We start from the raw sequence: 24113 nt of genomic DNA on the forward strand, positions 1-24113 counted from the left end.
TCGATGCGGACATCTGCGTCGGTCGATGCGGATCAGCAAAGTGCCACATCACTTGCACGTAGAGCTCGGGCACACAGCCTTGAACTCACACTTCTCACAATGCGCTTTCCTACTCGTGCAGATGTATCTGCCGTGCAGGAGCAGCCAATGGTGAGCCTTCGCAAGATCGTCAGCAGGTATGTGCTTCACAAGATGCTGCTCCACCTTCAGTGGCGTGTCAGCCGTGCGCGGCACGAGTCCGAGACGGTGGCTCACACGGAACACGTGCGTGTCAACGGGCATTGCAGCCTCGCCGAACGCCACTGCCAGCATCACGTTAGCCGTCTTACGACCTACGCCTGGCAAGCGCAACAGACTGTCGAAGTCGTGCGGCACTTCACCCCCGTACTCGTTCTGTATCATGCGGGCGAGTTCTACGAGGTGGCGCGCCTTCGCATTGGGATAGCTCACACTCTTCACGTATTCGTACACCTCAAACTCGTCGGCTTCTGCCATAGAGCGTGCGTCGGGATAGTGGGCGAAGAGTTCAGGGGTCACCTGATTGACACGCTTGTCGGTGCATTGCGCACTGAGCACAACGGCAACGAGCAGCTGAAACACGCTGCCGAACTCCAGTTCGGTCGTCACCTCCGGATGGATGCCGCGGAAGTAGTCGAGCACATATTTATATAGTTCGCTTTTCTTCATCTGTAGTTGGTTCTATTTCGGGTTGTTTCTGTAATCATTAAGGGTATAACGCACAAATTTATAAATTTTATGGATAAGCGGCAAGAAAAGGCGAAAGAATTGTATAGAAACAAAAAAAACGGATTTATCTGTTTGCGAAGCTGCAAACAGATAAATCCGTTTTTAATATACTATCCACCCAGCAATAAGTTCCTGATACAGGATTGCCCGGTTGGCTTCCTAACACAAGATTGCTCGGTTGGTGCAGCGGAGACCGCTGCACCCCCTTAGGGTGGCTGCGTGGGTATGGCAAGGATGCCATACCCTCCTATTTTAATACTCGCCCCAAGCCTTGATACCGATATCCTCAAGCTTAGTAGTGCAGAACGCATAGATGAATGCGCTTGCGAGGCGTGCGTTCGTAATCAGAGGCACGTTGAGGTCGATAGCGGCACGGCGAATCTTGTAGCCGTTGGTAAGCTCTGAGCTTGTAAGGTTCTTCGGAATGTTCACAACCATGTCGATAGTGTGGTTGTGCAGCAAGTCGAGAGCCTTAGGCTCATCGCCCTCCTCAGACGGCCAGAGCACGTGAGTGTTCTGGATGCCATTCTCGGTGAGGAACTTGCTTGTACCACCCGTTGCATAGAGGTTGTAGCCGTGGTCGATGAGCATCTTAGCAGCGTCGAGCATAGCAACCTTCTGCTTAGCACCACCGGTAGAGAGGAGGATGTTCTTCTTCGGGATGCGATGACCCACAGAGAGCATACTCTTCAGAAGAGCGGTATTGGTGTCGTCGCCCAAGCAGCCTACCTCGCCAGTAGAGCTCATATCTACGCCGAGCACTGGGTCTGCCTTCTGCAGACGGTTGAACGAGAACTGCGAAGCCTTGATACCAACATAGTCGAGGTCGAAGAGATTCTTGCTCGGCTTCTCAACCGGCAAGCCAAGCATAACGCGTGTGGCAAGCTCGATGAGGTTGATCTTGAGCACCTTGCTCACGAACGGGAACGAACGCGAAGCGCGGAGGTTGCACTCGATAACGAGGATATCGTTGTCGCGAGCCATGAACTGGATGTTGAACGGACCGTTGATGTGTAGCTCCTTAGCAATCTGACGGCCTACACGCTTACAGCGGCGCACGGTCTCGACATAGAGCTTCTGCGGTGGGAACTGGATGGTAGCGTCGCCAGAGTGAACGCCGGCGAACTCGATGTGCTCAGAGATGGCGTAAGCGATAACCTCACCGTTCTTTGCTACAGCGTCCATCTCGATTTCCTTAGCGTGCTCGATGAACTTGCTCACCACAACCGGGTGGTCTTCGCTCACGTTAGCCGCAAGCTGGAGGAAGCGCTTCAGCTCGTCCTCGTTAGAGCATACGTTCATGGCAGCACCAGAGAGTACGTACGACGGACGGACGAGTACTGGGAAGCCGACACGCTCGATGAAGCGGTCGATGTCCTCCATGCTTGTGAGGGCGCTCCACTCAGGCTGGTTGATGCCGTTGTTGGTAAGCATCTGCGAGAACTTAGCACGGTCTTCGGCATTGTCGATGTCCTGAGCCTTTGTACCGAGGATAGGCACGTGCTGCTCGTCAAGGAGCACAGCGAGGTTGTTAGGAATCTGACCGCCGGTAGAAACGATTACGCCGTTAGGCTGCTCCAGGTCGATGATATCCATAACGCGCTCGAAGGTAAGCTCGTCGAAGTAGAGACGGTCGCACATATCGTAGTCGGTAGACACGGTCTCGGGGTTATAGTTAATCATAACCGAGCGGTAGCCCTCCTTGCGGATAGTGTTCAGAGCCTGAACGCCACACCAGTCGAACTCTACAGAAGAGCCGATGCGATAAGCACCCGAACCGAGCACGATGATAGAACGCTTGTCGTTCTCGAAGGTGATGTCGCTCTTCACGCCAGCGTATGTAACGTACAGATAGTTGGTCTGTGCTGGATACTCGGCAGCCAGGGTGTCAATCTGCTTAACAACCGGCAGGATGCCGTAGTTCTTACGACGGTTGCGCACGACGAGCGATGCCTTGCGCATCGACTTGAGCTCGTCCTCAAGACCAACGGCACGCGCAATCTGGAAGTCGGTGAAACCATACACCTTAGCGGTGCGCAGGAGTTCCTTGTCGAGAGTGTTGATGTTGCACTTCTTCATAGCCTCATCGATGTCGATGATGTGCTGGAGTTTCTCGAGGAACCACTTGTCGATCTTTGTAAGTTCGTGGATCTGGTCGACGGTGTAGCCCTTATGCATAGCCTTAGAGATGACGAACACGCGCTTGTCGGTCGGCTCGCGCAGAGCTGCGTCGATATCGTCAATCTCAAGTTCCTTATTCTCTACAAAGCCGTGCATACCCTGACCAATCATGCGCAGACCCTTCTGGATAGCCTCCTCGAAGTTGCGACCGATAGCCATCACCTCGCCTACCGACTTCATTGAAGAGCCGAGCTCCTTGTCTACACCGCGGAACTTAGAGAGGTCCCAACGCGGGATTTTGCAGACAACGTAGTCGAGTGCAGGCTCGAAGAATGCAGATGTAGTCTTTGTTACTGAGTTCTTCAACTCAAACAAGCCGTAGCCCATACCGAGCTTAGCCGCAACGAAGGCGAGCGGATAGCCCGTAGCCTTAGAAGCGAGAGCAGAAGAACGGCTCAGACGAGCGTTCACCTCGATTACGCGGTAGTCTTCCGACTGCGGGTCGAAGGCATACTGCACGTTACACTCGCCCACGATGCCGATGTGGCGGATAATCTTGATAGCGAGAGCACGCAGCTTGTGATATTCAGAGTTGGTGAGGGTCTGCGACGGAGCGATAACAATTGACTCGCCTGTGTGGATGCCGAGTGGGTCGAAGTTCTCCATGTTGCAGACTGTGATACAGTTGTCGTAGCGGTCGCGCACCACCTCGTACTCTATCTCCTTCCAGCCCTTGAGACTCTTCTCGACGAGCACCTGCGGAGAGAACGAGAATGCCTTCTCAGCAATTTTCACGAGTTCTTCCTCGTTGTCAGCAAAGCCTGAGCCGAGTCCGCCGAGAGCGTAAGCAGCACGGATGATGACCGGGTAACCGAGTTCGGCAGCCGCCTTGCGTGCCTGCTCCATGTTCTCGCAAGCCTCGCTCTTGATAGTCTTTACGCCGATCTCGTCGAGCTTCTCAACGAAGAGCTCACGGTCTTCGGTGTCGATGATAGCCTGCACCGGTGTACCGAGCACACGCACGTTGTACTTGTCGAGGATGCCATTGCGGTAGAGTTCAACACCGCAGTTGAGCGCGGTCTGTCCGCCGAACGAGAGGAGGATGCCGTCAGGACGCTCCTTCTTGATTACTTCCTCTACGAAGTAAGGCTGTACGGGAAGGAAATATATCTGGTCGGCAACGCCTTCCGATGTCTGCACTGTTGCGATGTTCGGGTTGATGAGCACTGTCTCTATGCCCTCTTCGCGCAGAGCCTTAAGCGCCTGCGAACCAGAGTAGTCGAACTCGCCCGCTTCGCCAATCTTCAAGGCACCCGAACCGAGCAATAACACTTTCTTTATATTTTCGTCTTTCATTTATTCTAATGTTTAATGATTAATGTTTAATGTTTAATCAGGCTACGCCCGACAACACAAAACTTAAACATTTGGATTTTCACTTTTTGTTCTTCACTCTTCAGTTAGTTCATAGCCTCTACGAACTTGTCGAACATAAACTCTGTATCAACCGGACCAGAGCAAGCCTCCGGGTGGAACTGGCTTGAGAACCAAGGCTTCGACTTGTGACGAATGCCCTCGTTCGATCCGTCGTTCATATTCACGAAGAGCTCTTCCCAATCGGCACCGAGCGTCTTAGCGTCTACTGCGTAGCCATGGTTTTGCGATGTTACGAAGCACTTCTCTGTGCCTACCATGCGCACCGGCTGGTTGTGTGAGCGGTGACCGTACTTTAGCTTGTAGATATGTGCGCCTGCAGCCTTAGCGAGGAGCTGGTTGCCCATGCAGATACCGCAGATAGGCTTGTCGGAGAGGCTCATCTGCTTCTGGATAATCTTCACTGCAGCCTCGCACATGTCGGGGTCGCCAGGACCGTTGGCAAGGAACAATCCATCGAACTCCATGTCGGTATAGTCGTAGTTCCAAGGCACACGAATCACCTCGCAACCGCGGTTGATGAGGCAGCGGATGATGTTAGCCTTCACGCCGCAGTCGACGAGCACCACCTTCTTCTTAGCACCCTCGTTGTAGCGGATAATCTCCTTGCAGCTCACCTTATCCACGAAATTAACTCCAGCATACTCGGCTGTCGGCACGTTCTCGGGCTCGTCGTCGAAGATAATCTTACCCATCATAACGCCGTGCTCGCGCAGCACCTTAGTAAGTTCGCGCGTGTCGATGCCGGTGATGCCCGGTACATGCTCACGTTTGAGCCACTCGGCAAGACTCTCTACGGCATTCCAATGGCAGTACTGCTCGCTGTAGTCAGCCACGATGATAGCCGAAGCGTAGATTTTGTCACTCTCCATGAATGTAGGCAGTCCGTTCTCCTCAGTGGTGAACGGTGGCACACCATAGTTACCAACCAACGGATAGGTCAGAGTCATTAGCTGTCCGGCGTACGAAGGGTCGGTGAGCGACTCCGGGTAGCCCATCATAGCAGTGTTGAAAACTACCTCGCCTGCCACCGGTGCTTCATAACCGAACGACTTTCCGTGGAACTTGGTTCCGTCTTCCAATACTAAAGTTACATTTCTCATATTTATATATCTTCTCGAATTAATTTTTATTCGTTGTTAGTTTTATCGCGCACAGACGCCCTGGAAACGCAAAAGTCGATCCTCTGTGTTCACTTTTGCCCTTTCAGGGCGTGTTTGTTCATGGTCGTTTCGGAGTTCATCCTCTTCTTTATAACCACAAAACGTGTATTCTACTTGTGTTCGTCATAACGCCAAGGCTCAACTTCGATGTATGTATGCGAAGCCTTGTCCTACTTCTGTCGGTCGATGAAGTTGACGAACGCCTGGTTGCAGAGTTTTGTTCCGCCTGGCGTTGGATACTTGCCTGTGAAGTACCAGTCGCCGTGGTGGTCGGGGATGGCTTCATGCAGTCCGTCTATCGACTGGAACACGAGTTCGACCGGTGTCTTCAGACCTTCCGGTCGGAGCATATCTACCACTTTTCGGTTTATCTCCTCCGCTGTGAAGGGTTTGTATATGTCGCGCACGCAGTTGCGCATCATACTTTTGGGTTTGAGCAGTTCGAGCTTGCACGCCTCGTAGACGCGCTGTAGCAGGTCGTTCATACCACGCTCGCGTATCAGTTCGATGGTGGCACGGAACACGCAGAACTCCTCCAGACGCGGCATGTCGATGCCGTAATAGTCGGGGTAGCGTATCTGCGGAGCCGACGACACGACGACAATCTTCTTCGGGTGCAGGCGGTCGAGGATGCGCAGGATGCTCTCCTTGAGCGTCGTTCCGCGCACGATAGAGTCGTCTATCACCACGAGGTTGTCTACGCCAGGCTCTATGCATCCGTATGTTATGTCGTAGACGTGCGATGCGAGGTCGTTGCGCGAGTTGCCTTCGGTGATGAAGGTGCGCAGCTTTATGTCCTTTATCGCCACCTTTTCGGAGCGCACGTATGTGTCGAGAATAGCGTGCAGTTCCTCGTCGGTCGGTTCGTGGTCGAGCTGTTGTATCTGCTGCACCTTCTGTCGGTTGAGACATTTCTTGAAGCCCGAGAGCAATCCGTAGTAAGCCACCTCAGCTGTGTTCGGTATGAACGAGAACACGGTGTGGTTGATGTCGCCATCTACGGCATTGAGCACCTGCGGCACGAGCAGTTCGCCGAGGCGTTTGCGCTCGCGATAGATGTCGCGGTCGGAACCGCGACTGAAGTATATGCGTTCGAACGAGCAAGCCGAGTCGCCGCGCTGTTCGAGTATGCGCTCCATGCGCATCTCTCCGCTGCGGTTCACGAGCAGCGCATTGCCGGGCTGCAGCTCTTTGATATCGTCGCATTCGAGGTCGAACGTCGTTTGCAGCACCGGGCGTTCGGATGCTACGGCTACGAACTCATCGTTCTGGTAGTAGAACGCCGGTCGTATTCCCCACGGGTCGCGCATAGAGAACATCTCGCCCGACCCAGTGAGTCCGCACATCACGTAGCCACCGTCGAAGTTGGGCATTGTGGTGCGCAACACGTTCGCCATATCCATATGGTTGTCGATATAGCTGGTTATGTCCATGCCTTCGAGCCCGAGCTTCTTCGCATCAACAAAATTGCGTTCGGCTTCGCGGTCGAGGCGGTGGCCCATCAGTTCGAGCAGAGTGTAACCGTCGCTATAGATGCGTGGGAACATGCCCTGTGCGAGCATCTGCTGGAATATCTCGTCGATATTGGTCATATTGAAGTTGCCGCAGATGCAGAGGTTCTTAGCCTGCCAGTTGTTGCGGCGCAGGAAAGGGTGCACGTATGCGAGTCCTTTCTTTCCGGTCGTGGAGTAGCGCAGGTGTCCCATGTAGAGCTGTCCGGCGAAGGGCAGATGGTTCTTTGCAAACTCAGCATCGGCGAGCAGTTCGGGCGAGAGTCGGGCGTACTCTTTCTGCACGCGTCCGAATATCTCGGTAATGGCATCCTTGCCTTCGGCACGCTCACGGAACATGTATTCTGTTCCGGGCATTCCGTCGAATTTTACACATGCCATTCCGGCACCTTCCTGTCCGCGGTTGTGCTGTTTCTCCATCATCAGATAGAGCTTGTTGAGCGCAAACATCCAAGTGCCGTACTTCTCCTGATAGTATTCGAGCGGCTTGAGCAATCGTATCATTGCCACACCGCATTCATGTTTCAACGGTTCCACGATACTTCTATTATGTCTTTAAATGTGTTTCGATTGAAGATTATTACTGTATAGGTAAAAATTAAGCGCCAAGACAAATAGCCCGACGCTTATCATATGCTTAACAGCACTAATTTCTAACAATATTAACTACCAATGAAGCCACAGACGTCAAGATACCAACAAACGTGAACCACAACGTCGTAGACTGACCAATAGCCGAGTTCTTTGCCTTGGTACTATTGGGCTCCACATAGATATAATCATTCTGCTGCACATAGTAGTACGGCGAATTGATAATATTGGCATCATTAAGGTTGATACGATGAAACTCTTTCTGACCATCAGCTCTCTCGCGTATAAGAATAACATTATCACGACGACCATAGATGGTAAGATCGCCTGCCTGGGCAAGAGCCTCAAGCACACTCATCTTCTCCGTTGTCACGGGCACCACTTTGGGCGATGTCACCTCACCGGCAACCGTCACACGATAGCTTGACATTGCAACAGTGACAACCGGATTCTCCGAATCGGCAAGATACGGCTTCACTTTGCTCTTTATGAGTTCCTCACACTCGTTCTTGGTGAGTCCTGCCACATGAAGAGTTCCAACAACCGGGAATTCTATATTGCCGTCATTATTTACAAGATACGGAATGAGCGAACCGGTCGAGCCTCCCAGCTTGCCGTCAGCACTCAACGTGCTGCCCATTGCGAGGTTGAAAGGCTTTGAAGTAGCCGGATCTGAAGTGACGACAGTGATTGTCAGTTGATCCTTAGGCATAATACGAGCATCGTACAAACCCTTTGAAGCAGCAAGGCTTATAGAGTCTATATTCTTGAAGTAAGCTACTTTCTGTGCCGACTTGCAACTGCCCATAAGCAAGATTATTGCAATCAAGGCCGGGAAAAAGAAGAGATTCTTCATAACAATTATTCTGTCTATGTTTAAATATCGTCTGCAAAAATACTACTTATTTCTGATACTGACAAGTTTTTTACAGACTCATTTATCATATTTTAGAAACTAAATGCACTGCTTTGGCGAAAGACAGCGAACGCCACCCACACAGACCGCGGACGCCACCCACACAGATTGCGAACGCCATCCGATCAGATTGCGTCCGCCGTCCGATCAGATTGCGAACGGCAAGCGACGACCAAAGTAGACGTTCTATTTGACAAGAGTTGATGCGCTAAACGCATTAAGTACATAAAAAACATAGCGCAAGCGGGTATATTGTCACAAAAATTAATTAATTTTGTCGGGTAATAGCATACCACTGATTATAGCGATGTAGGCGAGAGCTCGCATCGGCTTAGTCAATAATGTGTCATAAGCCTTTTCAAATATGAACAACAAGCAAGTAAGCCCACGACTCAACAAGGTGTTATTGATCTACACCGGTGGCACAATCGGTATGGGACACAACCCCGACACGGGAGCCCTCGAACCGCTGAACTTCGACCATCTACTGTCTAACTTCCCCGAATTTGCACTCCTGCCGACGGAGGTAGACACATATCAGTTCACACCACCCATCGACTCCTCAGACATGAGTCTGCGCCGATGGGCTCAGCTTGTGCGCATCATCACCGACAATTATGAAGCCTACGATGGTTTTGTTGTGCTGCATGGCACCGACACTATGGCTTACACGGCATCGGCTCTGTCGTTCATGCTCGAGAACCTCACTAAGCCGGTCATCCTCACTGGCTCTCAGCTGCCTATCGGACAGTTGCGCACGGACGGCAAGGAGAACCTGCTGACGAGCATTGAGTTGGCAGCGGCATTCGGCGAGGATGGTCGACCGATGGTGCCAGAGGTGTGCATATACTTCAGCGGCAGACTGCTGCGTGGCAACCGTAGCACGAAGGAGAGTGCCGACGGCTTCAATGCCTTCAACTCTTTCAACTATCCGCACCTGTGCGAAGCTGGTGTCGAGTTTCAGTTCAACCCACACTACATCTTAAAGCCCGACTATTCAAAACCGATGATACCACACATGTCCATGGACCCGAACGTAGTGGTATTCTCGCTTTTCCCCGGCATTCAAGAGAACGTGGTGCGCCACATGTTTGAAGCACCCGAGCTGCGCGGCATAGTGATGAGAAGCTTCGGCAGCGGCAACGCTCCACAGAAACCATGGCTCATGCGACTGCTTAAGGACGCTACACAGCGCGGCGTGACGGTGGTGAATATCAGCCAGTGCGTAGCAGGCTTCGTGAAGATGGGACGCTACGACACGGGCTTCCAGCTACAAGACGCAGGCGTGGTGAGCGGTGGCGACAGCACCGTGGAGAGTGCCATCACCAAACTAATGTTCCTGCAGGCGCACTACAAGGACGTGCGCGCTATACGCAGCCTCATGGGGCGTAGCATCTGCGGCGAGATAACGAAATAAGCGATTAAGCATTTTTACACATTATATATATAACATATTCAGCTTAAAGTGGTAACTTTGTTGTTCTAATACGGACTTATACAAAGAAGAAACATTCAAATCGAAACAAATGAAACGAACAAACATTAAAGCCTTGGCGATAATGCTTATCGCCACTATCGTCTCTATCACAGCCTCTGCACAAATTCCGGAGGGCTACTACGACGCACTGAAAGGCAAGAAGGGTGCGGAACTGAAGACCGCCGTGCACAACATCATAAAAGAGGCTCGTGTGTTGAGCTACGGCAAGGGCATTGCAGCCACATGGTGGGGCTTCTACCTCACCGACAACGACAACGGATACGTCATCGACCGCTACTCGCCCAACAAAGTGGAGTTCGGCGCGTGGGGCGAATCGTGCCGCTCGATGAACATCGAGCACTCGTTCCCGAAGAGTTGGTGGGGCGGTGAGCAACGCCAGGCTTACAAAGACCTCTACAACCTCATGCCGAGCGACGCTAAGGCGAACTCCACAAAGAGCAACTACGGCATGGGCGTGGTGACAAAGGCGACGTACGACAACGGCGTGATAAAAGTTGGCTCAGGCAATAGTGGCACAAAGTTGTGGCAACCCTACCCAGAGTGGCAGGGCGACTTCGCTCGTGCATACCTCTACATGGCTACGTGCTATCAGGACTACAAGTGGGTGAAGGAGGGTCTGAAATCGCTCGAAACGGGCGACTATCCTACGCTGCAGAAGTGGGCTTCCGACCTCTACATCAAGTGGGCGAAGGAAGACCCCGTGAGCGACCTGGAGGCTAAGCGCAACAACATTGTGTACAGCATCCAGGGCAACCGCAACCCGTTCATCGACTTTCCTAACCTCATGGAGTATATCTGGGGCGACAGCATCAACTACGAGTTCGACCCTGCCAAGACCGTAACAACAAAGGTGGAGATGGGCGACGAAAGCAGGATGTGTATATATCTGGCAAACTTCAAGACATCTGATGGCGGATGCACCATCGAAACTCCGCTCTATCCGAAAGAGGGCGTAGAGGTATGGGAACTCACAAAATCATACGGTTGGAAAGGCACGGGTGCCATAAAGGAAGGAACAAACACATACGCAACGAAATTTGCAGCAGAGAGCTCGGTTGTCACACCCGAGATTGACCTCAGCGAATATAAGTCGGCAACCATGACATTCAGCCACGCCGTGAACTACGCGAAGATACCGAGCGAGAAACTCAGCGTGGAGGTGCGCTGCGGGGGCAAGACGACAAAGCTCGAAGGCTTCGCATGGCCCGAAGGCAAAGATTGGACCTTTATTAACTCGGGCGACATAGACCTCAGCACTTGGGCTGGCAAGAAGATTAACATCGTGTTCCACTACACAAGCACCACAAGCGAGGCTCCAACATGGCAGGTGCGCGATATGGCTATAATCGGTGTGAAGGGTCAGCCAACCACAGCTATCGGCAACGTAACAGCGGGCACGCAGGGCAAATTCAACCCTACCCTGCCCTACACCGTGTACGACCTCAGCGGCAGAGTGGTTGCGGGCGATGCACAGCACGGCGTGTTCATCGTGAAGCAGGGTAATAACACATTTAAAGTGATGCGCTAATGATAAACGTAGCACACCTTGTACAACTAAAGGCGTTCGCACGCCAAGATGCCTTGCTGCTCGCATTGTTGTGGGCAGCAAGCTTCGCATGTATAATGATGCTAAACGCCGGACTCATCGGCAACATCTTAGCATTGGCTACGCCGTTCCTCGTAGGCAAGCGTCTTGCTGCATTCCGCACGCAGGCTCTCTACGGCGTGATCTCGTTCCGCCGCGCTTACGCCTACTCGCTCTACGTGTTCATCTACGCTTCGCTGGTGTTCGCACTGGTGCAGTACGCTTACTTCCAGTTCTTGGACAATGGTGCGTTTGCCGAGCTCATCACTACAACGATGAAGCAAGTAGCACCCGTCTACGAACAGAACGGCGTATCGAAAGAAGAGATCAAGAGCAGCATGGACCTCATAACGATGATCACACCCGTACAATGGGCGTTCATGTTTATGATGCAAAACCTCGCCATCGGTGCGATTATTAGTCTGCCGATTGCGCTTATCGGGAAAAGAAACAGATATTAAATCTCAACACCTCATCTCAACATAACAACATCTCAACACAATATGGATATAACAGTAGTAGTTCCTCTGTTCAACGAGGAGGAGTCGCTCCCCGAACTCTACGCGTGGATTGAACGCGTGATGAAGGCAAACAACTTCACATACGAAGTAATCTTCGTAAACGATGGATCCACCGACAACTCATGGAACGTCATCGAAAGCCTCTCGCAGAAGTCACCAGCAGTGAAAGGCATCAAATTCCGTCGCAATTACGGCAAGAGTCCAGCACTCTTCTGCGGCTTCAAAGAGGCTGAGGGCGACGTAGTAATCACTATGGATGCCGATCTGCAGGACTCGCCCGACGAGATACCGGGACTCTATCACATGATTATGGACGAGGGCTACGACCTCGTGAGCGGATACAAGCAGAACCGCAAGCAGGGCGATCCGCTCTCGAAGACTATACCTACAAAACTCTTCAATGCTACGGCACGCAAGGTGAGCGGCATACACAATCTGCACGACTTCAACTGCGGACTGAAGGCTTACCGCAAGGACGTAGTGAAGAACATCGAAGTGTACGGCGAGATGCACCGCTACATACCATACCTGGCTAAGAACGCGGGCTTCGACAAGATCGGAGAAAAGCCGGTACACCATCAGGCACGCAAGTTCGGCAAGTCGAAGTTTATGGGTTGGAACCGTTTCTTCAACGGCTATCTTGACCTCATCACGCTGTGGTTTCTTTCGAGCTTCGGCAGAAAACCGATGCACGTGTTCGGATTCCTCGGCACGCTGATGTTCTTCATCGGCTTCCTCTCGGTGGTTGCGTTGGGCGTAGACAAGCTATGGTGCTTAGCGCATGGCATCCCACAGCGACTCATCACCGACTCGCCCTACTTCTTCATTGCGCTCACCGTGATGATGATCGGCACACAGTTTTTCCTCGCAGGCTTCATCGGCGACCTCGTTAGTCGCTCGTCGCAGAACCGCAACGACTATCAGATAGAGAAGACACTGCGCTGCGAGAAATAAAACAAACTCATAAACAACAAATGCGAACATCAACTATATCAACAGCCATAGCAATGGTGGCACTGTTCATGCTGGCTGCGTGCTCGTCGATAGACTGTCCGCTGAACAACCGCGTGTACGCCACGTTCCGACTCGACGGCGACATAACAAAGATGGAAGACACGCTGACCGTAGCCGTGCCACGCTCTATAGACTACAAGGACAACGACACTGTCATCATCAACCGACTCGCCGACTTCGACAGCATCGCACTGCCGATGAGCTATCAGCGCACAACGGACGTGTATGTCTTCACGATAAAGCAGAAGGATAGCGAAATGAGAACAACGGATACAGTGTGGGTAGAGAAGGAGAACAACCCACACTTCGAGTCGGTCGACTGCAATCCGCAGTTCTTCCACACCATCACGGACGTGAAGTTCACCACTGAGGCGATAGAAAACATAACGATAAATTATAATAAGGTAACATATAATGACGGTAAAGCGCACTTCCTCATTCGTTTCAAGGGTCATAGCAATTAGTCTGCTGCTGATTGCAGTGACGACTGTATCGGCTCAGAGCAGGAAAGAAGCCATTGCGGAGAAATCAGCGAAGGCGGAGAAAGACTCGGTGGCGTTCTTCCGAGGTGTGGCGGTGTCGGCTGACGTGGTGGGACTGACGCAACTGGCGTTCAGCGACTACGGACAGTACGAGGCTGCGCTGCGCATCAACCTCAAGGATCGCTACTTCCCAGTGTTCGAGTTAGGTTACGGCACAGCCGACGCTGACAACCCTACAACAAACCTCAGATACAAGACATCGGCCCCCTACTGGCGTGTGGGCGTGGACTTCAATATAGCCAAGAACAAGCACGACGCTTATCGTGTATATGCAGGCGCACGCTACGCCATGACTTACTACAAGTTCGACGTGTCGGGCAACGGATTGAAAGACCCCGTATGGGGCGACGATATCACATACAACGTGAAGGGCATGAAAGCCAACTATCATTGGATGGAGGCAGTGTTCGGTGTCGATGCAAAGATTGCAGGTCCGTTCCGATTGGGTTGGTCGGTGCGCTACCGCAGACGCATAGCACACAACGACGGCGAGATTGGCAACACTTGGTATGTTCCGGGCTACGGAAAACAAGGCAGAAGCCGTTTGGGTGGCACGTTCAACATCATCTTTGAGATATAATTATGACAAACAAAAGACTTCTATGGCGCTTGCCATTCCTCCTGTTCCTCATTATCGGAACAGTATATATAGTGCGCCAGCAGCGCAGTATGCCTTATCAGCACGATAAGGGACAGATATTCGGTACGTTCTATCACATCACTTATCAGAACGACTCATCAATACAGAACGACATTCTCGCCGAACTGCAGAAGGTAGACGACGCTTTGTCGATGTTCAACAAGGAATCAATCATCTCGCACATCAACCGCGGAGAGGACGTGGAGACGAACGAGATGTTCGAGAGCGTGTTCAACCTGGCAGAGAGCATCTCTGACAAGACCGACGGAGCATTCGACATCACCGTGGCTCCGCTCGTGAACGCATGGGGCTTCGGCTTCAAGACGGGCAACCCACCGACAAAGCACATGGTCGACTCGCTGCGTGCCATCGTGGGATATAACAAGGTGAAGCTCGTGAACCACCGCATACAGAAGACCGACCCACGCGTGATGCTCGACTGTAGTGCTATCGCCAAGGGCTACGGCTGCGACGTGGTAGCGCGTCTGCTTGAGAAGCGCGGCATAAAGAACTATATGGTGGAGATTGGCGGCGAGGTGGTTACGCACGGCATCAGCGAGAAGCGTCTGCCATGGAAGATTGGCGTGACGAAGCCGTCGGACGACTCACTGAACGTGAACAACGAGCTGCAGACCGTACTTAACGTGAAGGATCGCGCTATGGCTACCAGCGGCAACTACCGCAACTTCTACTATCGTGGTGGCAAGAAGTACGCTCACACCATCGACCCTGCTACGGGCTACCCCGTGCAGCACAGTATCCTCTCCGCAACAGTGCTCGCAAAACGCTGCGCGGAAGCCGATGCCTATGCTACCGCATTCATGGTGATGGGTATGGAGAAAGCACAGAAAGTGCTCGCAGAGCACCCCGAACTGATGGCATATCTCATATATAGCGACGACGAAGGCAAGTTGCAAGTATGGTATTCGCCATCTATGGAGGACAAGATTCTGAAGTAAATGCTCAACCTCTACGACAAGCTTCGCGAGATACCATTGTTCCAGGGTCTCACAAGCGACAACCTCATGCAGATTATCGGTCAGACGAAGTTCAGCTTCAAGAAGTTCGGCAAGAACGAAATAATCAAGAAGGAGGGAGAGAAATGCAACAACATCGCCATTCTATTGAGTGGCGATGTGAAGGTTGTGGCTCATGCCGACGACCACAGCTACTCGATAGAAGAACACATCAAGGCTCCCTGCATCCTACAAATAGAGCACTTCATGGGACTCTCGCCACACTACACACGCACGTTCACATCTGTAGACGAAAGCGACACTGTGGAGATATGCCAGAGCGACCTTATGCACATCTCCGACGAGTTTATCATCTTCCGCATCAATATGCTTAACATCGTGTCAGCAATGGCGCAGAAAGCAGAGCGTAAGCTTTGGCATCCAATGCCTACTGAGCTACGGGCACGCATCGCCACGTTCCTTAAACTACGCTGCCTCTCGCCTATCGGTCCTAAAGTGATACGTATAAAGATGACTCGCCTGGCGCAGGAACTCGGCACAAGTCGTCTCAATGTGTCGGAGGCACTCAACGCTATGCAAGCCGACGGAGTGCTACACTTCAGCAGAGGAATAATCAGTGTGCCGCAGGTAGAAAAACTCAGATAACTTGCTGCCGATTTTGTCACGTATTTGATATTAGCATGAAACAATGCAAAAGAGAGAAATACAAAATACATAAAAGCAAAAATGCTCCACTGCATCACGCAGTAGAGCATTTAAACCTTTATAACCAATATTTATTGTACAAGAACCTTAATATCTTTCTAATTCTATAGGTTCGGAATTGCTAATTGCTAAGCCTTCTTTGGCTCAGTTTCCTTAGCCTCCTCCTTCACTTCAGCAGACTTAGGCTTCTTTGCAGCAGGCTTCTTTGCTTTAGGAGCAGTCTCTGCCTTCGGAGCTTTTGTCTTCTCAAGCTTAGCGCGGAGCTTCTCCTCAGCAGCCTCAATCTTCTCAATCTTGGTCTGCAGACGAGTAATCTCCTTGTTCTTCATCTCAATCTCCTCGTCCTGATTCTTGATGGTGGTGAGGAGCGAAGCAAGTTCGTCGTTGTCAACAGACTCAGGATAGAGCGAATTAACGCGAGCGATGAAGTCGCCGAGGATGTTCATATAGTTGGTGAATGCGTCGAACGGCGATGCATAGATGCCACGGTCGATGCCTACCTGCGACGGCTTTGTAGTCATCTGACGGAAGTTGTTAGAAGCCTGCAGGTAGTCCCAGTCCTGATTGATACGTGGGTCGTCGGCGATGCGCACGCGGTCGGCTACGCTATAGAGCTTGTTGAACGCCTCGCGTTGCATCGGGTTGCCGAGCCAAGAGCTCACGTCGCGCTCCTCATCAGTCCAAGAGAGTGTGTCGGGCACATCGAGTGCGCCTACGCTTGGCATTGTGTCGCAGATCTCGCTCGGTGTAGAGAATGTAAGGCCGCGCTGCTTAGCACATTCGGGCAGAGCCTTAAGGAAGTCGAGGATGTTGCTCGACAACGGCTGAGCCACACCGAGAGCAGAAAGCTCCATGAAGATATTCACAACGTGCTCCTCGCCGGGGAAGTTGGCAATACGGTCAACGTAGTTGTCAGCGAAGAGTGGATAGCCCTCCCAGTCGACATTGCTAAAGCGCAGAGAGATGTCGTCACTGAGGTTCACGTCGCGCAACAAGAGCTTGAGGTTAGGAGCGAGCGCACAGTTGTAAACATAGTGCGGCGACTTCCAACCGAGGACATGGCGTGCGCCTTCTGTGAGCATACCTTTGAAGCCCATCTGTGCTGCCTGAGCACCGATGTCATCGCTGTAGATGAGCGAAGAGTTGCGAAGTACCTTAGGCTCTTTGCCGAAGTACTCCTTCATCTTCTGACACTGGCGTTTCACTTCCTTAGCGAAGCTCTCTTCGTTGGCGAGCGAAGCAAGACCATGTGAGTAAGGCTCTGCGAGGAACTCTACGCAACCTGTCTGGTTGAGTTCCTGAAGCTTCTCAAGCACCTGCGGAGCGTGGATTTCCAACTGCTCCATGCCCACGCCTGAGAGTGAGAAAGCAACCTTGAAGAAGCCAGGGTGTTCCTTCAGCATTTCGCCCAAAGCCTCAAGAGCTGGCATATACGAGCGGTTAGCCACATCAGTGATGAGACGCTCGTCCTCATAGTCGTCATAGTAATAGTGATCGGTGCCGATATCAAAGAAACGATAGCGCTTCAGCTGTATGTTCTGATGTATCTCGAAATATAAACAAATCGTTTTCATTATTGTTTGCTTTTAAGATTATTGTATTGTGATTTACTCGTTGTGTATATGCCTTTGGCTTAGATGTCGCCAGCGAGGACGCGCTCGTAGAGGTTCTTTATGCGTGCGCCCACCTTTTCCCATGTAATCTGGTCGACCTCTCGCTTGCCTTCCTCTTTGAGGTAGGTGAAGAGCGACTCGTTGCTACATATTGAGTAGATAGCGTCGGCAAGTGCGTGGATATCCCAGTAGTCAACCTTTATACAGTTGTCGAGGATTTCGGCACAACCCGACTGTTTAGAGATGATTGTCGGCGTGCCGCACTGCATTGCTTCAAGCGGCGAGATACCGAACGGTTCAGAAACTGACGGCATGACGTAAACGTCCGAATCCTTCAGACACTCGTACACTTGCTTTCCACGCATGAAGCCCGGAAAGTGGAAACGGTCGGCGATGCCACGCTCGGCAGCGAGATAAATCATTGCGTCCATCATATCGCCGCTGCCTGCCATGCAGAAGCGCACATTGCGTGTACGCTGCAGCACCATATTGGCAGCCTCAACGAAGTACTCTGGACCTTTCTGCATTGTGATACGTCCGAGGAAGGTTACGACCTTCTCCTTACCTGTATGGTCTGGGCGTGGGATGTCCTGCAACTCCTGACGCAGTGGGTAAACGGCGTTGTGCATTGTGAAGCACTTGCGCGGATCCTGATGATATTGATGGATAACGGTCTGACGTGTGAGTTCCGACACGCACATGATGCAGTCGGCGTTGTCCATGCCGTCCTTCTCGATGGCGTAAACCGTGGGGTTCACCTTACCGCGTGAGCGGTCGAAGTCGGTAGCGTGAACGTGTATGCAGAGCGGTTTGCCGCTTACGTGCTTAGCGTTGATGCCGGCTGGATAGGTGAGCCAGTCGTGAGCATGAATGATGTCGAACTCCTCCGTGCGAGCCACTACGCCTGCTATGATTGAGTAGTTGTTAATCTCCTCGTGCAGGTTAGACGGGTAACCGCCGGCGAACTCCATGCAGCCAAGGTCGTTGACGTGCATATAGTTGAAGTCGGCATAGATATGGTCGCGCAGACGATAGTAATAATCTGGATCCATGATGTTGCCAACACGTTCCTTGACGTAGTCGTAGTTGACATCGCGCCAAGCGATAGGCACGCAGTTCATAGCCACAATACGGCAGGCACTGCGATCCTCGTCGCCGAACGGATGCGGCAGACAGAGCACTGTCTCGACATCGCCCTGAGCGTGCAGACCCTGAGAAATTCCGAAGTTAGCGGTAGCGAGTCCACCAAATACGTGAGGAGGATACTCCCATCCGAACATTAATACTTTCATATATACTTATCCTCCTATTTTAATATTTATATTTTTCCAAGAGTTCGAGCGTGCGCAGTATCTCTGCCACGTTGATAGCGAACGAGATAGCACCACGTCCGTGGAATGGTGGGTTGCCGTCGAAGAGTTCGGGGATGGTGCCGAGGCAGTGGCTCGTCATCTCGTCTTCGTAGCCCACCATCTGACGCTCGATGAACGAGAGGCGTGTGCGCTTGTATATCTTCAGACATGCCTCCATATAGAAGCCGCCGAGCCAAGGCCACGCTGTGCCCTGATGGTAAGCGTAGTCGCGCTGTGTCTGCGGACCGACGTACATCGGGTTGTAGCCACCGCTCTTCGGCGAGAGCGAGCGCAAGCCCTTCGGTGTGAGGAGTTCGCGTGTGCATACGTCGAGTACTGCTTTCTGCTGTGCTGGTGTGAGTGGCGAGTAGTCGAGTGCTACGGCGAATATCATGTTCGGACGAACGCTCCAGTCGGGGTTATCCTTCGGCTCTACATAATCGAAGAGGTAGCCGTATTCGTTGACGAAGGTTTCAACGAACGACTTACCGCAGAGTGTTGCATACCGCTCGAAGTCGGCTGCCTCTGTTGCATCGCCATAGTCGGCTGCCATAGAAGCGCAGAACTTCAGCGCGTTGTACCACAGAGCGTTGAACTCTACGATGTAGCCTGTGCGCGGTACGACGGGGTGTCCGCCTGCTGTAGAGTTCATCCATGTCACTGCCTTGTCCTTGCCTTCCGAGTAAAGGAGTCCGTTCTCACAGAGCTTGAGGTTCGGGTGGCGGTTGTCTATAATATAATGTAAGATGTCATAGAGCAGCTTACCATACTTGCGGTTGCATTTCTCTCGACCAGCGTGCTTAGCATACTGCTGCACTGCCCATACGCACCAAAGCAGTACGTCAGGTTGGTCTATCTCATAAATCTTTGCTGTGAGTGGCTTGCCTGCCATAAACTCGTAGAGTCCGCGCATGGCTGTTTCCATTACGAGTTCGAAGTAGTCTTCCTCCTCGATTGAGAGCGTGAGACCGGGCAGGGCAATGAACGTATCGCGTGCACGACACTTGAACCAAGGATAGCCGGCGAGGATGTAACGCTCGTCCTTCTTTGTGCGGTTGTGGAACTGGTGTGCGGCATTCACAAGACAGTGGAAGAAGTTGTCGCGTGGTGAACGCTCGTCCACTTCATCCTGGAAGAGTTTCTTCAGACCGGTTGTCTTGCAAGCTGATGTAGATGCCGAGAACACGATGCTCTCGCCCTTCTTGATATCCATCTCGAAGTAGCCTGGTACGTAGAGATCCTCGTTAGAAGCGTAGCCACGCTCCTGCTCCTTCGGATATTCTACACCGCGATACCAATCGGGCTGGAAGACGAATTCCACCTTCTTACTGAACTGCATGTAAAGCTCGGGGTAGCCTGCGTACATACGGGTCTTGATGCCGTTTGTTACTTCGGTGTACTCGCGTGAAGCCACTGAATTCTCGTGCGTAAACTGGCGCACGCTACGGAAAGCAAGGAACGGACGGAAACGGAGTGTCGTTGCAGAATGTGCATCAACAAGGGTGTAACGAATAAGGATGCGGTCTTCGTAGTGCTGGAACACCACTTCTTTCTTCAGGACAACGCCACCTACGCGGTAGAGTGTTGTCGGCACTTTGTCACAATCGAACTCGCGTATATATTTGTGACCTTTCGGACTGTAGTTGTTGCCCTGATACTTGTGCAAACCAAGGTTGAACTCAGCACCATGCTGTATAACCGTGGGGTCGAGTGACGAAAGGAGCACGTGGTTCTCGTCGTCAAGTTCCGGTACGGGTACGACGAGCAAGCCGTGATATTTGCGCGTATTACAATCGACAATGGTAGAGCAAGAGTATGCTCCCGAACGATTTGTACGCAACAACTCACGTGGCACCGACTCTTCGAGGTTTGTCATCAGAGCTTTTTCGAATCTCAAATAACTCATAGATTTATGATTAAGGTTCATTATTAGTTAGCTATAATAAGTGTAGTAGTCTTTCAAAAAAGGCATTGCTACCTTACGAAACCAAAGGTAGTAAAAATATGTTTATGCACAAAATAAAACATTAACTATTTAAAAAAAACCTCACATTTTGCCCTATTGTCAGCAAAATGTGAGGATTTAACTGTGAAAACGTTTGTATTTACTCGGGTATTAAGAAGTTGATAACCTCCTGCTCCACACTCACGGTGAATGGTCCGACGGGGGTTTTCATTAGTCTGCCGTCGATACCCACGAGTGCTTTATGTGCCTCGACCACTTCCACCTTGCGTGTGCGGAACGGATGAACGCTGCGATGATTGAGGAACTTTCCGCGCACGAAGAGGTAGAAACCTTCAATGAGCTGCGTCATGCCGGGGTGATAAACCACGCTCACATCGAGTAGTCCGTTGTACGGCACGGCGTTCGGTGTCTGTCCGTATCCGGGGGCGTTGCCTATGCATACGGTCATCACGTTGCGCTTCACGGTGTCGGAGTTTATCTTCAAGTGCATCTTGTACTCCAGACGCTGGAATATCATGAGTATGAACGAGAAAATGAATGAGAGTGTACGCGAACCGAAGTAATGGCGTGTCTGTCGGCGCAGGTTCATTATTGCGGCAATGAGTCCGATATTGATACAGTTGAGGAAATAGCGACGACATGCCTCACCATGCTTGTTGGTATAGCGTATGCAGCCAAGGTCTATCTTGCGCACACGACGCTGTTTGAGCCACTTGATTGTCTGCTCGTAGTCGCTCTCGCGAAATCCCCAGAAGTGGGCGAAGTCGTTCATCAGTCCGTTGGGTATCACGCCGAGTGCTATATTGTCGCGTATGCGTTTCTCGGTGAGCATCAGACAGTTGACTGCATCGTTAAGAGCCGAGTCGCCACCCACGATGACAATTGTCTTGTAGCCGTTATTGATCATCATCTTCACCAAACGCTCCACACTTGCCGAGTTTTCGCTCTGCAAGTAGTCGTACTCGATGCCGTTTGCCTTCAGGCATCGCTCAATCTTCTCCCAGCGTTTGCCGGAGTTGAATGTCTCATGTTTCGGGCAGTAGAGTATGCCCCAACGGTCGTCGTTAATCATATCGTTTGTAATTTTAATATCTGCTCCACCTTCTGCTCCATCGGCAGCGTTGCATCAATCCAATGTATGGTGTATCCGCGACGTTCCATTCCGCGGAACCACGTCATCTGTCGCTTCGCAAACTGATGTATGGCTATCTCTAATTGTCGGAACATCTCCTCGTAAGAGAGTCTGCCCACGACATATTCTGTGATATATTTATACTCTAAACCATAATATATAAGGTCTTCGGGGTCGATGCCCTCGTCTATCAGCGCACGTATCTCGTCAGCCATGCCTTCGTCGAGACGTGCTTTGAGGCGACGCGTTATCTTCTCGCGGCGTAGGTCGCGGTCGATGTTTATGCCCACGATGAGCGAGTCGACTGGCGGCAACTGCCGTTCGGGTGTAGGGTTTTCCAGATTGTATGTCTCTATCTCGATGGCGCGAATAGCACGCTGCGCTGTATCTACATCGGTATGGTTGTGCATCGTCGAACCACTCTTGTGCTTCAGCTCTAAGAGCATCGCTGTCAGTTCCGCAAGCGATTTGTCGGCAAGTGCTTCGCGCAACGCCTGGTTCTGCGGCACTGGTGAGAGTTGATAACCGCTCAACACGGCTTCAATGTATAGCCCCGTGCCTCCGCAGAGTATCGGCTGCTTGCCACGTCTACGGATATCAGCGTAGGCTTCATGGAAGTCCTGCTGATACTGGAAGAGGTTGTATTTCGTGCCAGGCTCAGCTATGTCGATAAGATGATATGGTATCGGTGTGCCGTCTACCACGTAGTCGGCAAGGTCCTTACCCGTACCTATATCCATGCGGCGGTACACCTGGCGCGAGTCGGCACTGATTATCTCGCCCTCAGTGCGCAACGCGAGTGCTGCTGCCACAACGGTCTTTCCGCTTGCCGTAGGACCCAATATCGTTATCATCGTTTGTTTCATGCTGGCAAAGTTACAAAAAGTTTCTGATACCGCTAAAAAAAGAAATAGAAGAAATGGAGTTAGGAACCCATAAATGAGGTTTCTGGAGGGGTATTGATACAAAAAGCCTGGCATTTTACAATGCCAGGCTTATATATGTTGTCGTAAATCGAGTCAACGAATTATTTCAACTCAGCGAGGTACTTGATAGTACGAACCATCTGAGAAGTATAAGAGTTCTCATTGTCGTACCAAGAAACTACCTGTACCTGATATGTATCCTCGTCGATCTTGCTAACCATTGTCTGAGTAGCATCGAAGAGTGAACCGAAACGCATACCGATGATATCAGAAGAAACGATCTGCTCATCGTTGTAACCGAAGCTCTCGTTAGAAGCAGCCTTCATAGCAGCGTTGATACCCTCTACAGTTACGTCCTTACCCTTAACAACAGCAACGAGGATAGTTGTAGAACCTGTTGGAGTTGGAACACGCTGTGCAGAACCGATCAACTTACCATTCAACTCAGGGATAACCAAACCGATAGCCTTAGCAGCACCAGTAGAGTTAGGAACGATGTTCTGAGCACCTGCACGTGAACGACGGAGGTCGCCCTTGCGCTGAGGACCGTCAAGAATCATCTGGTCACCTGTATAAGCGTGGATAGTAGACATGATACCTGACTGGATAGCTGCATACTTGTTCAAAGCGTAAGCCATAGGAGCCAAGCAGTTAGTTGTACAAGAAGCTGCAGAAATAACTGTGTCGGCTGGAGTCAAAGTCTTGTGGTTTGTGTTGTAAACGATAGTTGGGAGATCGTTACCAGCAGGAGCAGAGATAACAACCTTCTTAGCACCTGCTGCGATGTGAGCAGAAGCCTTCTCCTTTGATGTGTAGAAACCTGTGCACTCGAGTACTACGTCAACACCAAGCTCGCCCCAAGGAAGCTCAGCAGCGTTTGGCTTAGCATAGATAGTGATTTCCTTACCATCAACGATGATAGAGTTGTCTGTTGCCTCTACAGTGTGCTTGCCCTCACCGAACTTGCCAGCGAAGCCACCCTGAGCTGTATCATACTTAAGAAGGTGAGCCAACATTTTTGGAGATGTAAGGTCGTTGATAGCAACCACCTCATAACCCTCTGCCTCAAACATCTGACGGAAAGCCAGACGACCGATACGGCCGAAGCCGTTAATAGCAACTTTTGTCATTTTTTAATATTTTAATTAATGGTTGAAAA

19 protein-coding genes are annotated in these 24113 nt (G+C 51.4%); 8 read left to right on the forward strand and 11 right to left on the reverse strand.

From position 1 onward, the window contains the following. Nucleotides 1–48 precede the first annotated feature (48 nt). The 5 genes from nth to HMPREF0673_RS10100 form a co-directional block, all read right to left on the reverse strand. Nucleotides 49–687, reverse strand: coding sequence for an endonuclease III (gene nth / locus HMPREF0673_RS10080; RefSeq protein WP_007901794.1), 639 nt, complete (start codon nt 685–687; stop codon nt 49–51). 312 nt (nt 688–999) lie between these two features. Continuing rightward, nucleotides 1000–4224 carry a carbamoyl-phosphate synthase (glutamine-hydrolyzing) large subunit gene (gene carB / locus HMPREF0673_RS10085; protein WP_007901799.1) on the reverse strand — a complete coding sequence of 1075 codons (3225 nt, stop codon included), beginning with the start codon at nt 4222–4224 and terminating at the stop codon, nt 1000–1002. Nucleotides 4225–4328: 104 nt separating this feature from the next. Continuing rightward, nucleotides 4329–5405 carry a glutamine-hydrolyzing carbamoyl-phosphate synthase small subunit gene (gene carA, locus HMPREF0673_RS10090; RefSeq protein WP_007901800.1) on the reverse strand — a complete coding sequence of 359 codons (1077 nt, stop codon included), beginning with the start codon at nt 5403–5405 and terminating at the stop codon, nt 4329–4331. A 230-nt stretch (nt 5406–5635) separates the two neighbouring features. Continuing rightward, nucleotides 5636–7513, reverse strand: coding sequence for an amidophosphoribosyltransferase (locus tag HMPREF0673_RS10095; protein WP_040596796.1), 1878 nt, complete (start codon nt 7511–7513; stop codon nt 5636–5638). 109 nt (nt 7514–7622) lie between these two features. Next, nucleotides 7623–8423, reverse strand: coding sequence for a polysaccharide biosynthesis/export family protein (locus HMPREF0673_RS10100; protein WP_007901803.1), 801 nt, complete (start codon nt 8421–8423; stop codon nt 7623–7625). 424 nt (nt 8424–8847) lie between these two features. Between HMPREF0673_RS10100 and HMPREF0673_RS10105 the strand changes: the two genes are divergently transcribed. The 8 genes from HMPREF0673_RS10105 to HMPREF0673_RS10140 all read left to right on the forward strand — a co-directional run bounded on the left by HMPREF0673_RS10105 (nt 8848) and on the right by HMPREF0673_RS10140 (nt 15905). After that, nucleotides 8848–9900 (forward strand): asparaginase, encoded by a 1053-nt coding sequence (locus HMPREF0673_RS10105; protein ID WP_007901804.1) that lies wholly within the window; start codon nt 8848–8850, stop codon nt 9898–9900. A 109-nt stretch (nt 9901–10009) separates the two neighbouring features. Next, nucleotides 10010–11509, forward strand: a complete 1500-nt coding sequence (locus HMPREF0673_RS13490; RefSeq protein ID WP_007901805.1) for an endonuclease — start codon at nt 10010–10012, stop codon at nt 11507–11509. After that, a complete protein-coding gene (locus HMPREF0673_RS10115; RefSeq protein WP_007901806.1) occupies nt 11509–12027 on the forward strand; it encodes a DUF4199 domain-containing protein in 519 nt (172 codons plus the stop codon). The genes HMPREF0673_RS13490 and HMPREF0673_RS10115 overlap by 1 nt, the downstream gene beginning before the upstream one ends. 42 nt (nt 12028–12069) lie before the next feature. After that, entirely contained in the window at nt 12070–13041 is a 972-nt protein-coding gene (locus HMPREF0673_RS10120; RefSeq protein ID WP_007901807.1) for a glycosyltransferase family 2 protein, read from the forward strand. A gap of 20 nt (nt 13042–13061) precedes the next feature. Continuing rightward, a complete protein-coding gene (locus HMPREF0673_RS10125) occupies nt 13062–13565 on the forward strand; it encodes a DUF6452 family protein (RefSeq protein WP_040596797.1) in 504 nt (167 codons plus the stop codon). After that, complete coding sequence (locus tag HMPREF0673_RS10130; RefSeq protein WP_083825714.1) at nt 13516–14223, forward strand: DUF6048 family protein; 708 nt, start codon at nt 13516–13518, stop codon at nt 14221–14223. Before HMPREF0673_RS10125 ends, HMPREF0673_RS10130 begins: the two co-directional genes overlap by 50 nt. A gap of 2 nt (nt 14224–14225) precedes the next feature. Continuing rightward, nucleotides 14226–15242, forward strand: coding sequence for an FAD:protein FMN transferase (locus HMPREF0673_RS10135; protein ID WP_007901810.1), 1017 nt, complete (start codon nt 14226–14228; stop codon nt 15240–15242). Beyond that, nucleotides 15243–15905 (forward strand): Crp/Fnr family transcriptional regulator, encoded by a 663-nt coding sequence (locus HMPREF0673_RS10140; protein WP_007901811.1) that lies wholly within the window; start codon nt 15243–15245, stop codon nt 15903–15905. A 188-nt stretch (nt 15906–16093) separates the two neighbouring features. On the opposite strand, the gene HMPREF0673_RS10145 is transcribed toward HMPREF0673_RS10140, so the two are convergent. The 6 genes from HMPREF0673_RS10145 to gap all read right to left on the reverse strand — a co-directional run bounded on the left by HMPREF0673_RS10145 (nt 16094) and on the right by gap (nt 24084). Beyond that, nucleotides 16094–17539, reverse strand: coding sequence for a glycoside hydrolase family 57 protein (locus HMPREF0673_RS10145; RefSeq protein ID WP_007901813.1), 1446 nt, complete (start codon nt 17537–17539; stop codon nt 16094–16096). Nucleotides 17540–17598: 59 nt separating this feature from the next. After that, nucleotides 17599–18870, reverse strand: coding sequence for a glycosyltransferase family 4 protein (locus tag HMPREF0673_RS10150; protein WP_007901814.1), 1272 nt, complete (start codon nt 18868–18870; stop codon nt 17599–17601). Nucleotides 18871–18889: 19 nt separating this feature from the next. After that, complete coding sequence (locus tag HMPREF0673_RS10155) at nt 18890–20836, reverse strand: glycogen debranching enzyme N-terminal domain-containing protein (protein ID WP_040596825.1); 1947 nt, start codon at nt 20834–20836, stop codon at nt 18890–18892. A 199-nt stretch (nt 20837–21035) separates the two neighbouring features. Next, nucleotides 21036–21968, reverse strand: coding sequence for a diacylglycerol/lipid kinase family protein (locus HMPREF0673_RS10160; protein WP_007901816.1), 933 nt, complete (start codon nt 21966–21968; stop codon nt 21036–21038). Beyond that, nucleotides 21965–22882, reverse strand: coding sequence for a tRNA (adenosine(37)-N6)-dimethylallyltransferase MiaA (gene miaA / locus HMPREF0673_RS10165; protein ID WP_245544250.1), 918 nt, complete (start codon nt 22880–22882; stop codon nt 21965–21967). Before miaA ends, HMPREF0673_RS10160 begins: the two co-directional genes overlap by 4 nt. Nucleotides 22883–23055: 173 nt before the next feature. Next, nucleotides 23056–24084, reverse strand: a complete 1029-nt coding sequence (gene gap, locus HMPREF0673_RS10170) for a type I glyceraldehyde-3-phosphate dehydrogenase (RefSeq protein WP_007901818.1) — start codon at nt 24082–24084, stop codon at nt 23056–23058. Between the last annotated feature and the right edge of the window lie 29 nt (nt 24085–24113).

The organism is Leyella stercorea DSM 18206, assembly GCF_000235885.1.
In the GTDB taxonomy this organism is placed as follows: domain Bacteria; phylum Bacteroidota; class Bacteroidia; order Bacteroidales; family Bacteroidaceae; genus Prevotella; species Prevotella stercorea.

Bases quoted from the DNA above. Each gene is read 5' to 3' on its own strand.
- nth (WP_007901794.1), bottom strand. From the start codon at position 687: ATGAAGAAAAGCGAACTATATAAATATGTGCTCGACTACTTCCGCGGC.
- carB (WP_007901799.1), bottom strand. From the start codon at position 4,224: ATGAAAGACGAAAATATAAAGAAAGTGTTATTGCTCGGTTCGGGTGCC.
- carA (WP_007901800.1), bottom strand. From the start codon at position 5,405: ATGAGAAATGTAACTTTAGTATTGGAAGACGGAACCAAGTTCCACGGA.
- HMPREF0673_RS10100 (WP_007901803.1), bottom strand. From the start codon at position 8,423: ATGAAGAATCTCTTCTTTTTCCCGGCCTTGATTGCAATAATCTTGCTT.
- HMPREF0673_RS10105 (WP_007901804.1), top strand. From the start codon at position 8,848: ATGAACAACAAGCAAGTAAGCCCACGACTCAACAAGGTGTTATTGATC.
- HMPREF0673_RS13490 (WP_007901805.1), top strand. From the start codon at position 10,010: ATGAAACGAACAAACATTAAAGCCTTGGCGATAATGCTTATCGCCACT.
- HMPREF0673_RS10115 (WP_007901806.1), top strand. From the start codon at position 11,509: ATGATAAACGTAGCACACCTTGTACAACTAAAGGCGTTCGCACGCCAA.
- HMPREF0673_RS10120 (WP_007901807.1), top strand. From the start codon at position 12,070: ATGGATATAACAGTAGTAGTTCCTCTGTTCAACGAGGAGGAGTCGCTC.
- HMPREF0673_RS10125 (WP_040596797.1), top strand. From the start codon at position 13,062: ATGCGAACATCAACTATATCAACAGCCATAGCAATGGTGGCACTGTTC.
- HMPREF0673_RS10130 (WP_083825714.1), top strand. From the start codon at position 13,516: ATGACGGTAAAGCGCACTTCCTCATTCGTTTCAAGGGTCATAGCAATT.
- HMPREF0673_RS10135 (WP_007901810.1), top strand. From the start codon at position 14,226: ATGACAAACAAAAGACTTCTATGGCGCTTGCCATTCCTCCTGTTCCTC.
- HMPREF0673_RS10140 (WP_007901811.1), top strand. From the start codon at position 15,243: ATGCTCAACCTCTACGACAAGCTTCGCGAGATACCATTGTTCCAGGGT.
- HMPREF0673_RS10145 (WP_007901813.1), bottom strand. From the start codon at position 17,539: ATGAAAACGATTTGTTTATATTTCGAGATACATCAGAACATACAGCTG.
- HMPREF0673_RS10150 (WP_007901814.1), bottom strand. From the start codon at position 18,870: ATGAAAGTATTAATGTTCGGATGGGAGTATCCTCCTCACGTATTTGGT.
- HMPREF0673_RS10155 (WP_040596825.1), bottom strand. From the start codon at position 20,836: ATGAGTTATTTGAGATTCGAAAAAGCTCTGATGACAAACCTCGAAGAG.
- HMPREF0673_RS10160 (WP_007901816.1), bottom strand. From the start codon at position 21,968: ATGATTAACGACGACCGTTGGGGCATACTCTACTGCCCGAAACATGAG.
- miaA (WP_245544250.1), bottom strand. From the start codon at position 22,882: ATGATAACGATATTGGGTCCTACGGCAAGCGGAAAGACCGTTGTGGCA.
- gap (WP_007901818.1), bottom strand. From the start codon at position 24,084: ATGACAAAAGTTGCTATTAACGGCTTCGGCCGTATCGGTCGTCTGGCT.